Origin of the sequence: Vineibacter terrae, from assembly GCF_008039615.1 — a bacterium.
GTDB classification, from domain to species: domain Bacteria; phylum Pseudomonadota; class Alphaproteobacteria; order Reyranellales; family Reyranellaceae; genus Vineibacter; species Vineibacter terrae.
This window is the reverse complement of record NZ_VDUZ01000005.1, coordinates 157,947-169,985: the sequence shown is the minus strand read 5'-3', so window position 1 is coordinate 169,985 and position 12,039 is coordinate 157,947. Positions and strand designations below refer to the sequence as shown.

Here is a 12,039-nt window from a genome sequence, read left to right as displayed (position 1 = left end):
ACGCCGCCCCTATTGCGGCGTCAGCCACTGGAAGCCCATCGCGTGCAGCTCGAACTTGCTCCAGTCCTTGACCCGCTGGCCGAGGCCGAACACGCCGTCGCGCCCCTCGAGGATCACCGGCACCGGATAGAGCTGGTCCAGCTTCGGCGCGAACACCTTGAGGAACCACTCGTCCTGCCTGGCAGGATCGACGATCGCCGTGCCTGCCACGCGCAGGGCGTCGGTCTCGGGGCTGTAGTAGGTCACGACCTGCGCCGCCGGATCGAGATAGACGAGGCTCGCCACGCCGTTCGCAAGGATCTGCGACAGGATGATGGCATCGCCGCTCAGCGTGCGATTGAACCAGGCATTGTTGAGCGATGCCGGGTCGAGCAGGCTGAGCTTGGCGTCGATGCCGATGCGCTGCCAGTACGACACCATCAGCACGGCCAGATCCTTCAGGTTGTTGGGCGCATACAGGTCGACCTTGAAGCCGCCCGACAGGCCCGCCTCCGCCAGCAGGGCCTTGGCGCGGACCGGATCATAGGCCAACGGCCGGTACTTCGGGTCGAGCGACGGCGTGTCGCGCGGCATGATGAGAAGCGCCGCGGCCCGGTCCTTGCCGAAATAGATCGCATTGGCGACCGCCTCGCGGTCGATGGCCATCGTCAAGGCCCGCCGCACGCGAACATCCGCGAACCGGCTCGGCAGGTTCTCCTTGCGCAGCAGGTGGTTGAAGACCAGGACGCTCTGGCGCGGCAGGCCGAACGAGACCGCGCGCATGCCGTAGCGCTGCAGCTCGCCGGTGCTCGCGCCGAGCTCGTTGTAGGTGACGTCCGCCTCGCCGTTGCGCAGCATCGCCAGCCGCGTCGCCGGCTCCGGCACCACGCGCCAGATCAGCTCGTCAACCTTGGGCCGGCCGCCGAAGTAGTTGTCGTTGGCGACCATCTTCACGTGCTGGGACTTGACATGCTCCACGACCTTGAAAGGCCCGGTGCCGATCGGCTGCTTGTTGAAGCCTTCGACTCCCACGCGCTGGAGATAGGCCTTCGGCCGGATCGATATGCGCGAGATGTAGCCGTCGATCATGAACGGAATCGCTTCCTTCAGCTTCATGATGACGCGGTCGCCCTGCGCCTCGACCGAGACGATGTTGCCGTTCTTCATGCGCGAGAAGCCGACGTAGTTCTGGGCGTTCTCGGGCGCGAAAGTGAAGGCGGCATCCTCGGCCGTCAGCTTGCTGCCGTCATGGAACAGGACATCATTGCGGATCGTGAACTCGTAGGTCAGGCCGTCGTCGGAGACCTTCCATGACGACGCCAGCGCCGGTTCCAGCTTGTACGGCGACACCAGCCGCACCAGCGGATCGCCGATCGTTCCGGTCAGGTACTTGTTGTTCGCGATGTCCTGCGGCCACCAGGTCTCGGGACCGAGCGTGTTGATGGCGATGGTGATGCGGCTCTGGGCCGCGGCGGCCCAAGGCACGAGGCTTGCGCCGGCCGCTATCGCCGCTGCCAGCAGCGGCTTTGTCAGGTCACGCAGGCTTGCCATCGCGGTTCTCCCTCTTGCACTCGTTTCGGTCAGTCTCAGCGCCGATTGGATTTCGGGTCCATCGCCTCGCGCAGCCAGTCGCCGCACAGGTTCGCGGCAAGGCAGACCGCGGTGATGACGAGGCCTGGGAACAGCGAGACCCACCACGCGCTGGTGAGATAGTTGCGGCCGTCGGCGACCATGCCGCCCCATGACGGGGTGGGCGGCGGCACGCCGACGCCCAGGAAGCTCAGCACCGACTCGAACAGGATGACCGCGCCGACGCCGAGCGTGGACACGACCACCACCGAGTTCATCACGTTGGGAAGGATGTGGCGCCACATGATGCGCACCGGTCCGATTCCCGCGACCTTGGCCAGCGCCACGAACTCGCGCTGCTTCAGCATCATCGTCTCGCCGCGCACGATCCGCGACAGCGCCGCCCACCGCAGGACGACGATGATCACGATCACATTGGACAGGCTCGCGCCCACGGCGCTGACGACGACCAGCGCGATCAGCAGGTACGGCAGCGCCAGCAGGATGTCGGCAAGCCGCATCAGCACGCTGTCCACGCGGCCGCCGCAATAGCCGGCGACGATCCCGATCGCGGTTCCCAGGATCGCGTCGGAGACGACGCAGGCGACCGCCACCAGCATCGATACCCGCGCGCCCCAGATCAGCCGGCTCAGCACGTCACGTCCGAGGTCGTCGCTGCCCAGGATGTGCAGCGAGGAGCCGCCGTCCATCCACGCCGGCGGTGCGAAACGGCGCAGCAGATCGACCGCCGCCGGGTCGTACGGCGCGATCCAGGGGGCCAGCAGCGCCGCCAGCAGCGCTGCAGCGATGATGGCGCCCGACAGCAGAGGCAGGCGGCGCAAGGCAGCGAAGCCACGGCCGGGCCGGCGCTCCTGCGCGTGCGGGAACGAGACCTCCGCCATGGCGTCAACCCAGCCGCACGCGTGGATCGATCCACGCGAAGATCAGATCGACCGCAAGATTGATCAGGATCACGATCGCGGCGATGACCGTCACGGCGGCCTGCACCACCGGAAAGTCGCGATGGAAGATCGACTCGACGATCAGCCGTCCGACCCCCGGCCAGGCGAACACGGTCTCGGTGACCACCGCGCCGGTGACAAGGCTGATCGTCATCAACCCGAGCGTGGTGACGATGGTGCCGGCCGCATTCTTCAGGGCGTGGACCCAGACGATGCGCCGCTCGGGCAGCCCCTCGAGCCGGGCCAGGCGGATGTAGTCCGCATCCAGCACGTCCAGCATGCTCGAGCGGGTCACGCGCATCAGGAAGGCGTTGCTGTACCAGCCGAGGGTGAGCGCCGGCAGGACCAGATGCGAAAGCCCGCCGCGTCCCGAGGTCGGCAGCCAGCCCAGCACCACCGAGAACACCAGCACCAGCATCAGCGCGATCCAGAAGATCGGCGCCGACTGGCCGGTCAGCGCGAACGCCTTTGCGGCAGTGTCGAGGATGCCGCCCTTGCGCACGGCCGAGACGACACCCGCCGGAATGGCGATCGCCGCCGACACGGCGATCGCCACGACGCCGAGCTCGAGCGTCGCCGGCAGATGCTGCATGAAGACACTGAACGCCGGCGCCTTGTAGAAGATGGACTCGCCGAAATCGCCGCCCAGCGCATTGCCCAGGAAGATCAGGTACTGGTCGATATAGCTGCGGTCGAGCCCCAGCCGCGCCAGCTCGACGGCACGATCGGCCGCCGTCGCGGCCGGGTCCAGGATCAGCGACAGCGGATCGCCGCTGAGCCGCGACAGCAGGAACACCACGATCGTCACGGCGAGCAATGTCAGCACCCCGTGCAGCAGGCGCTGCAGGACGTAGTCCATGACCGCCCGCCCCGTCAGGAAGCCCGCGCGCGATCGATCTCGATCAGGCCGTTCGCCAGCGCCAGCTCGCCTGCAGCGTTGTCGGTCGCGAACGGCACGCGGCCGTCCGCCGCCGGTGCTGCGGTCCTGACGGCAATCGACGTGCCGGGGATGACCATGCCGCGGAAGCGCGCCGACAGCCTGGCCAGCGCCTCCACGCTGCCGCCTGCCGTCTTGAGGGCCTCGCGTGCGCTGATCGCCCAGGTGATGGTGCCGTGCACGATGATGTCGGGCAGGCCGGCGGCGAGCGCGACCGCGCGTTCCGTGTGGATCGGGTTCCAGATCTGCGCGCACTCGCTGTAGAGGTGCGGCAGGGTGCGCGGCAGGAGCACGTCGCTGGCATGCGCCAGGTTCTCCGCCGGTCCTGCCTCGATGAAGTCGGCCGGCGGCGCGCCGGCAGCGCTCTGGCCGAGCGGCAGGCCGCGCAGCATCGAACCCGACCAGGACTTGATGAGCAGGTCGCCGGTCTCGATCTCGCGATGCTCGAAGCTCGTCAGCACGAAGGTGCCGGCGGAGGTCTGCCGCATGTATTCGTTGCGGCTCGTCGACCTCACCCGCATCCCCACGCGCAGCGGATGGAGGAAGCGCGAATCCTGCAGCGCGTGCACGGCGCGGCGGCGTTCCGGCAGCGTCAGGCCAAGCGCGGACGCGCGCTGGTCGTCGCCGGCCAGGATCCATTCCAGCCGCGTGCAGAGCATCGGCACGACCACGAGGCCGCCGGGCCGCGCGTCGTCGAGGCACTCCTCGCTGTCGAACCCCAGCACGGCTGCATAGGCCAGGGCGTCACGGGCGGTGATCTCCGTATCCGTGCTGCGGGTTTGGCCGATGGCATCGGCGCGGATCGGCATGAACGGCTCCCGGGCTCATATTCTCATATTGTGAGATGGTGAATATCATATTGTAAGAATTGGTCAAGGCGTCGGGTAGCGCCGCGATTGTCCTTGGGCCGGCAGCGCCTTCGCTGTAACTATCGCCGCGACAGCCGCAGGAGGTTCCATCCGGATGCCCGTGTCCGTGGGAGCGATCGACAGGACAGAACCCAAGGGAGCGCAGGCGATCCACCGCGCGATGAGCCTGCTGGCTGTGGTCGGCAGGAACAACACCCACGGCATCCGTCTGAAGGAGCTGGCGGCGCAGACCGGGCTGCACGTCGCCACGGCCCACCGGCTGCTGAATGCGCTTGCCTGGAACGGCATGGTGATCTTCGACGGCTTCAGCAAGCGCTACTATCTGGGCGTCCAGGTCCATGCCCTGATCGACGCGACGCGCTACGGCGGGATTCAGCCGCGGCTGGCAAGCCTGATGGAGAAGCTCGCGCGGCGGATGGCGGCGGTGATCTACGCCTACCTGCCGCTGATGAATGACATCATCAGCATCAAGCGCGTCGGCAGCAAGGACACTGTCCTGCATGACACCGGCATCGGCGACGGCGTGCGCTACCCCCTGGGCATCGGCGCGGCCGGCGTCGCGATCCTCGCGACCATGCCGCCCGAGCAGGCACGCGCCATCGCCGCATCCAATTCCGAACGTTATGCCGAGTACCACACCGGCACCGCCGCGGTGCTGCAGGCGGTAAGGAGCGCGCGGCAGACCGGCTACGGCCTCAACCAGGGCGTGATCCACAACACCTTCGGCATCGGCACCGTCATTCGCAACAGCCGCGGCGAGGTGAGCGCGGCGATCTCCGCCGTCTACTCTGTCGAGGCCCTTGGCGACCGCCGCCTGCAGAAGATGGCCGGCATCCTGCTGCGCGAGGTGAAGGCGTTCGAGCCGCTGGAGTTCCCGTCCGCTTAGCCATCGCGCGGCCGCACGGCAGGCCCATCCCGCAGGAGGCTGCCGGCTGCCCGAAAATCGAACCGCCGGCGCGTCGAGCGAGCCCCGGTGCCGGGCGCCGGGGCTCGCCGAAAGTCAGGACGCGATCGCGCCGAAGCGGCCGGCCTGGAAGTCGCGCATCGCCTGCCGGATCTCGTCCGCCGTGTTCATCACGAACGGTCCGTGCATGACGACCGGCTCGTCGATCGGCGCGCCGCCCAGGATCAGCAGCGATGCCTCACCGTTGGCTTCCACCGTGACATCGCCGCCCGTCCTGTCGAGCAGGACGAGCTGGCCTTCCCGCGCGATGGCGTCGTCGTTGACCATCACGGTGCCCTTCAGCACGACGACGGCAGCGGTATGCCCCTCGGGCAGGGGCAGCGACGTCCTGCCGTCGCGCCGCAGGCGCAGGTCCCACACGTCGATGGGCGTGAAGGTGCGCGCCGGCCCGCGATGGCCGTCATAGTCGCCGGCGATCACCCGCAGCGTGCCGGCATCATCGGGCAGCGCGACTGCCGGGATGTCCCGGTCGAGCAGCGACTGGTAGCCCGGCGCGGCATTCTTGTCCTTGGCCGGCAGGTTGACCCAGAGCTGGACCATCTCGAGGGTGCCACCCTTGCGGGTGAAGGCCTGTGAGTGGAATTCCTCGTGCAGGATGCCACTGGCCGCCGTCATCCACTGCACGTCGCCTGGCCCGATGACGCCGCCCTGGCCGGTCGAATCCCGGTGCTCGACCTCGCCGCGATAGACGATGGTCACGGTCTCGAACCCGCGATGCGGATGTTCCCCGACGCCGCGCGGCGTCGTGGCCGGCGTGAATTCCGCCGGGCCGGCATAGTCCAGCAGCAGGAACGGGCTGACATGCGCGCCATGGCTGGCGTGCGAGAACAGCGAGCGCACCGGAAAGCCGTCGCCGACCCAGTGCGGCCGCGGGGCGCTGTAGACCCCGAGAACCTTTCTCATGGTGAGTCTCCTTGGTGCATGGCCCGGATGGGCGCTTGCGTTGGCGCCAATATGTCGACGCGTCGGGCCTGGCAGTAGCCGTCAGCGGCATGCTATTATGTCCTATAAATAGGACAATGACGCCGGACCTCAACGATCTCAGGCTGTTCGTCGACGTGGTCGAGCAGAACGGCTTCGCCGCCGCGGCCCGCAAGCTCGGCATGCCGCGATCGCGGCTCAGCCGGCGCATCGGACGCCTGGAGACACAGCTCGGCGTGCGCCTGATCCAGCGCTCGACACGGCGCTTCGCGGTGACCGGCATCGGACAGGAGTACTACCGCCATTGCGTGGCGATGGTGGTCGAGGCCGAGGCGGCGCAGGAGGTGATCGACCGCATGCGGTCCGAGCCGCAGGGCGTCGTGCGCATGAGCTGCCCATCGTCGGTGATCTACTTCCAGGTCGGCGAGATGGTCGCCCGCTTCATGGCCGAATGCCCCAAGGTGACGGTGCTGCTGGAGAGCACCAACCGGCGCGTGGACGTGATCCGCGAGGGCTTCGATCTCGCCATTCGCGTGCGCTTCCCGCAGCTCGACGACAGCGACCTTGTGATCCGCAAGCTGGCCGACAGCCCGCAGCGGCTGGTCGCGAGCCCCGCCCTGCTCAAGCGCGCAGCCCGGCCCCGCGTCCCGGCCGATCTTGCCGCGCTGCCGAGCCTGGCATGGGATCCGACGCAGCAGGCGCATGAATGGCATCTCGACGGGCCCCAGGGCGCGGCCGCCACGGTCCGCCACACGCCGCGCCTGGTCACCGAGGACATGGTGGCGCTGCGGCTGGCGGCGCTGCGCGGCATCGGCGTCTGCCAGTTTCCGACCCTCGTCATCGACGAGGACGTCGAGGCCGGGCGCCTGGTCGACCTGTTGCCGGATTGGTCGCCAAGGCCGGGGATCACGCACGCGGTGTTCCCGTCGCGGCGCGGCCAGCTGCCGTCGGTGCGCGCGCTGCTGGACTTCCTCGCCGCGGCATATGCCGCCCTGGGCCGCGGCGACGAGACGGGCCGCCGCCGACGCAAGGCGCAATGACGCCGCTTATGTCGATGCCTTGAAGATGGCCCGCGCCGCGCTTATTTTACTGCGGCCAGTCACTGCCACAGGATGCCGGACAATGGATTTCTCCCCCATCGCAATGCCCATTCGCCTTGCCGGGAAGGAAATCCGAGCTCATGTCCGCCTCCATCGCCGTGTCCGACCTGACGTGGTCGACGCCTGACGGCCGCACCCTTTTCTCCGATCTGTCGCTGACGTTCGACCCGGGCCGCACCGGGCTCGTGGGGCGCAACGGCGTCGGCAAGACGACCTTGCTGCAGCTGATCGCCGGCACGCTCGCGCCGCTATCCGGCAGCGTGCGTGTCGAGGGCACGCTGGGCGTGCTGCGCCAGACCGTCCAGGTGGCGCCAGACGAGACCGTGGCCGACCTCCTGGGCGTCACCGCGGCGCTTGCCTTGCTGCAGCGCGCCGAGGCCGGCCACGCGGGCGCTGCGGAATTGTCCCTCGCCGACTGGACCCTGGAGACGCGCATCGCCGCGGCGCTGGGCCGGGTCGGGCTCGATGCGCCGCCCGGCACGCTTCTGGCGGCGCTGTCCGGCGGCCAGCGCACGCGCGCGGCGCTGGCGGCGCTCATCCTCGCCGCGCCGGACTTCATCCTGCTGGACGAGCCGACCAACAATCTCGACCGCGATGGACGCGCCGCCGTGCTCGACCTGCTGGCGGCCTGGCGCGGCGGCGCCGTCGTCGTCAGCCACGACCGTGCGCTGCTCGACACTCTCGATGCGATCGTCGAGCTGACCACGCTGGGCACGACGCGCTACGGCGGCAACTGGAGCCACTATCGCGAACGCAAGGCCGTCGCCCTGGCCGCCGCGCACCACGACCTCGCCGCCGCCGAGCAGCGCCTGGCGGACGTCGCGCAGGGCGCCCAGCGCAGCGCCGAGCGCAAGGCCCGCAAGGATGCGGCCGGGCGGCGCCAGCGCGCCAAGGGCGACATCCCGCGCATCGTCCTCAATGGACGGCGCAGCAGCAGCGAGAACACCGCCGGCGCCAACGCACGCCTGGCCGAGCGGCGGCGCGCGCAGGCGACAGCGCTGGCCGATTCCGCCCGCGCCCGCATCGAGGTGCTGCAGCCCTTGACCGTGACCCTGCCGTCGACCGGACTGCCGGCCGCCAGGACGGTGCTGCGGATGGACGCGGTGAGCGCCGGCTACACGCCGGGCCGCCCGGTGATCACGGACTTTTCGCTCGTGATCACCGGTCCGCAGCGCATCGCCATCGCCGGCCCCAATGGCAGCGGCAAGACCACGGTGCTGGCGCTGGCCGCCGGCGCGCTGCGTCCATGGTCGGGCACGGTGCGATGCCTGGCGGATGCCGCGATGCTCGACCAGCGCGTGTCGGCGCTCGAACCGGCGCTGTCGATCCGCGACAATTTCCGGCGCCTCAATCCCGGCGCCGGCGAGAACGACTGTCGCGCCGCGCTGGCGCGCTTCATGTTCCGCGCCGACGCCGCGCTGCAGCTTGTATCGAGCCTCAGCGGCGGCCAGGTGCTGCGCGCCGGACTCGCCTGCGTGCTGAGCGGTCCCACGCCGCCCGCGCTGCTGATCCTGGACGAGCCCACCAATCACCTGGATATCGAGGCCATCGAGGCGGTCGAGGCGGGCCTGCGGGCCTATGACGGCGCGCTGCTGGTCGTGAGCCATGACGAGGCTTTCCTGCAGGCCATCGGCGTGACGCACCGGCTCGAGCTGCCGATGCTGCGGCCGACGTGACGCTGCCCCACCAACCGACGAGATGCATCAGTGATCATACCCGATACCGCCCTGCTGCCGCGCCTGCGCGGAAGCGCGACGTGGATTGCCGTCCACACGGGCGAGTCAGGCGACCGGGTCTATCGCAGCAGCGACGGCGCGGCCTACGCCAAGCTGGCCACGGGCGCGCGCATGGCGGCGCTGGATGGCGAGCGCCGCCGCGTCGCGTGGCTGGCACCCTGTGGCCTGGGCACGGCGCGCGTCCTCGACTGGATCACGGTGCACGGCACGGCATGCCTGATCACCAGCACGGTGCCCGGCGTGCCGGCCAGCGACCTTCCGGCCGCCGACCTGATCCGGGCGTGGCCCTCGATCGCGCAGCGCCTGAAGGCGCTGCACGCTCTGCCGGTCGCCGATTGCCCCTTCGCGCGCGGCCTGGAAACGATGATGGCCCGCGCCGCCGACGTCGTCGCGCGCGATGCCGTCAATCCGGACTTTCTCGACCCGCAGCTTCGCGACATTCCCGCGCCGGCGCTGCTGGCACGGCTGCGGGCGCAGCTGCCCGGGCGGCTGGCCCAGGAGCAACGCGACCGCGTCGTCTGCCATGGCGACGCCTGCCTGCCCAACCTCATGGTCGATCCCGCGACCCTGCGCTGTGTCGGCCTCGTCGATCTCGGCCGGCTGGGCACCGCCGACCGCCATGCCGACCTCGCCCTGCTCCTGGCCAACGCCCGCGAGACCTGGACATCGCCGGACCAGGCACGGGCCGCGCATGAGAGCCTGTTCGCGGCGCTCGATATCGCGCCCGACCCGGAGCGGCTGGCGTTCTACCTCCACCTCGACCCGCTGACCTGGGGGTGATGCGCATGCCGGCGATGGCCGTTCACCCCTCGCCCCGCGGCAGCGGGGAGAGGGAGGGGCCCATCGCGAAGCGATGGGAAGGTGAGGGGTACGAGCGATCAGTCCCTGTTTTTGCCGCATGGCTTGATCGTTCCCACCCCTCACCTTCCCATGCCTTCGGCATGGGCCCCTTCCTCTCCCCGCTGCCGCGGGGCGAGGAGACAGCACCGAAGGATTACGTCACACACCTCTTGGGATGACAGTTTCCTGCAAACATCAGCAGCCCGATTTCCGGATGTCGGGATTGGCAGACGCCGATCGTCACTGGATACTGCCGCACGCCGCCAGCACAGGAAGGATATCCCATGCTCTATGCGATCCTGGCCTATCACGAGGAGAAGATCGTCGAGTCCTGGACAGCGGAAGAAGATGCAGCCGTGATGACCGGCCTTCTGAAGGTGCATGAGCGGCTCGACCGGGAGAAGGCCCTGGGGCCGTCGGCCCGGCTGGGCACGACGGGCCAGGCCGTCACGCTGCGCGGCCCGGGCGCCGGCATGGTCATCGACGGCCCCTTCGCCGAGACCAAGGAGCAGCTGCTGGGCCTCTACGTCGTGGACTGCGCCGACCGCGACGCCGCGATCGCGGTGGCCCGCGACCTGCGCCGCGCCAATCCCACCGCCGTCTACGAGATCCGCCCGGTCAGGCGCTACATTCCGGGCGCGTCGCTTCCGGGCATGCAAGCCTAGCACCCGGAATCGCAGGAGGCTGACACAGCTGTCATCCCGAGCGCAGCGAGGGATCTCCCGCGTGGGACGCACTGGTGCGCCATTTGACTTCCCTTGCAACTGACCAATGGTCATTATATACTGACTTACGGTCAGCAAGAAAAGCTCATGCAAGCACGCACTCGCCGTCGCTTGGCCCCGGATGTCCGGCGACAGGAGATCATCGAAGCCGCAGAACGCCTGCTGAAAAGAGACGGCCCAGCTGTGCGCGTCGAGGACGTCGTCTGCGAAGCAGCCGCAGCGAAAGGCACTTTCTATCTCTACTTCCCCACGTGGGACGATCTTCTTGAAGCGATACGTCGGCGCATCATCAGGCAATTCGACGAGGCTCACCCCATCCACATCAAAACCGGCGCGGAGCTGGATTGGCCGTCTCTTCTGGAGCAGCTCGCGGTTGCATTCGTTGATTCCATGGCGGAATTGGGTGGATTGCACACGGTGCTGTTCCATACGGATTTCGCCCACCGGCGTCCTATCCCGGAGGGTGACAATCCAATCAGCCGCTTGATAGGCGTCATCCGAGCCGGCCAGGACGCTGGAGCGTTTGCCAAAGCAGATGCTTACCTCACCGGACGGCTGCTGTTCGCGGTCATCCACGAGACCGCCGACATCCTGGAAGCCGGCGAAGATCGCAAGCGCGCACTCGATGCGATGCGTTGGACACTCCGAAAAGCACTTGAGCCGGAGGTTCCATGAGCGAGGCTGGCAAGAGCCGTGTCCTGGTCGTTGGAGGCACACGTGGCACCGGGCTTCTGATCGCCCGCTTGCTGCACGAACGAAACTTTCGGGTTCGCGTGCTGGCGCGCGATCCTGCGAGAGCTTCTGCTGAACTGGGATCCGCGTTTGAGGTGGTCGCCGGGGACCTCACGAAGGCCAGCACGCTCCCCCCGGCACTACGGGCTGTGGACCACATCATTTTCACAGCCGGTGCGCCCAGCGGACGATACGCTTCCGAGCGCCTGGTCAAGGCGACAGACCATGACGGCGTCCTCGACACGCTTGCGGCCGCGCACAGAGCTGAGTTTCGTGGCCGCTTCGTGTATCTCAACACGATCGGCATCCATACGCCCTCGGTGGCAAGGACACTGCTCAACCTGCTTAAGAGGAATACGTTCGTCTGGCGTCGGCGCGTCGAGGACGAAATCCGTAGCAGCGGCTTGGACTACACGATCATCCGCGTCGGGTTTCTCGTCGATCGGCCGGCTCGTGAGCATGCCGTCGTTGTCGGCCAAGGTGACCTTCCGCTCGCGCCTCGCAACCGCATTGCCCGCGCGGATGTCGCCGAAGCGTTCGTTGAGGCAATGCAGCATCCGCGCGCCTCACGAGCAACTTTCGAAATTGTCTGGGGTGACGGTCCGAGACGAGAGAGCTGGGACGAGCTTCTCGGGAGACTCAGGCGCGAGGCCCGCGGCGAGGCGGAGGATAAGTTGCGACGCTGATGCGCAGTGCAGCTGCCAT

The 12,039-nt window shown here is 68.4% G+C and carries 12 protein-coding genes; 7 read left to right on the top strand and 5 right to left on the bottom strand.

The window, feature by feature from the left end:
* Window positions 1–9 precede the first annotated feature (9 nt).
* From FHP25_RS06420 to FHP25_RS06405, 4 genes are read right to left on the bottom strand one after another with little or no spacing between them, the layout of a single operon-like run.
* On the bottom strand, window positions 10–1,530 hold the full coding sequence (locus FHP25_RS06420; RefSeq protein WP_147846074.1) for an ABC transporter substrate-binding protein: 1,521 nt from the start codon (window positions 1,528–1,530) through the stop codon (window positions 10–12).
* 35 nt (window positions 1,531–1,565) lie between these two features.
* Window positions 1,566–2,450, bottom strand: coding sequence for an ABC transporter permease (locus tag FHP25_RS06415; RefSeq protein WP_147846073.1), 885 nt, complete (start codon window positions 2,448–2,450; stop codon window positions 1,566–1,568).
* A gap of 4 nt (window positions 2,451–2,454) precedes the next feature.
* Window positions 2,455–3,369, bottom strand: coding sequence for an ABC transporter permease (locus FHP25_RS06410; RefSeq protein WP_147846072.1), 915 nt, complete (start codon window positions 3,367–3,369; stop codon window positions 2,455–2,457).
* A 14-nt stretch (window positions 3,370–3,383) separates the two neighbouring features.
* Complete coding sequence (locus FHP25_RS06405) at window positions 3,384–4,256, bottom strand: MaoC/PaaZ C-terminal domain-containing protein (protein ID WP_147846071.1); 873 nt, start codon at window positions 4,254–4,256, stop codon at window positions 3,384–3,386.
* A 154-nt stretch (window positions 4,257–4,410) separates the two neighbouring features.
* Between FHP25_RS06405 and FHP25_RS06400 the strand changes: the two genes are divergently transcribed.
* Complete coding sequence (locus FHP25_RS06400) at window positions 4,411–5,202, top strand: IclR family transcriptional regulator (RefSeq protein WP_147846070.1); 792 nt, start codon at window positions 4,411–4,413, stop codon at window positions 5,200–5,202.
* Between the two features lie 114 nt (window positions 5,203–5,316).
* On the opposite strand, the gene FHP25_RS06395 is transcribed toward FHP25_RS06400, so the two are convergent.
* Window positions 5,317–6,183, bottom strand: a complete 867-nt coding sequence (locus FHP25_RS06395) for a pirin family protein (protein WP_147846069.1) — start codon at window positions 6,181–6,183, stop codon at window positions 5,317–5,319.
* A 116-nt stretch (window positions 6,184–6,299) separates the two neighbouring features.
* On the opposite strand from FHP25_RS06395, the gene FHP25_RS06390 reads away from it, so the two are divergent.
* From FHP25_RS06390 to FHP25_RS06365, 6 genes are all read left to right on the top strand, one after another.
* Window positions 6,300–7,241, top strand: coding sequence for a LysR substrate-binding domain-containing protein (locus FHP25_RS06390; protein ID WP_147846068.1), 942 nt, complete (start codon window positions 6,300–6,302; stop codon window positions 7,239–7,241).
* A gap of 140 nt (window positions 7,242–7,381) precedes the next feature.
* The gene (locus FHP25_RS06385) at window positions 7,382–8,977 is read left to right on the top strand and encodes an ABC-F family ATP-binding cassette domain-containing protein (protein ID WP_147846067.1); all 1,596 of its coding nucleotides are present in this window, start codon (window positions 7,382–7,384) and stop codon (window positions 8,975–8,977) included.
* Window positions 8,978–9,013: 36 nt separating this feature from the next.
* Window positions 9,014–9,817 carry an APH(3'') family aminoglycoside O-phosphotransferase gene (locus tag FHP25_RS06380; protein WP_408068517.1) on the top strand — a complete coding sequence of 268 codons (804 nt, stop codon included), beginning with the start codon at window positions 9,014–9,016 and terminating at the stop codon, window positions 9,815–9,817.
* Between the two features lie 344 nt (window positions 9,818–10,161).
* Window positions 10,162–10,542: a YciI family protein gene (locus tag FHP25_RS06375; RefSeq protein WP_147846066.1), complete on the top strand. Its 381-nt coding sequence runs from the start codon at window positions 10,162–10,164 to the stop codon at window positions 10,540–10,542.
* A gap of 147 nt (window positions 10,543–10,689) precedes the next feature.
* Complete coding sequence (locus FHP25_RS06370) at window positions 10,690–11,277, top strand: TetR/AcrR family transcriptional regulator (protein WP_178133334.1); 588 nt, start codon at window positions 10,690–10,692, stop codon at window positions 11,275–11,277.
* Window positions 11,274–12,020 carry an SDR family oxidoreductase gene (locus FHP25_RS06365; RefSeq protein WP_147846064.1) on the top strand — a complete coding sequence of 249 codons (747 nt, stop codon included), beginning with the start codon at window positions 11,274–11,276 and terminating at the stop codon, window positions 12,018–12,020. The genes FHP25_RS06370 and FHP25_RS06365 overlap by 4 nt, the downstream gene beginning before the upstream one ends.
* Window positions 12,021–12,039: the final 19 nt, after the last annotated feature.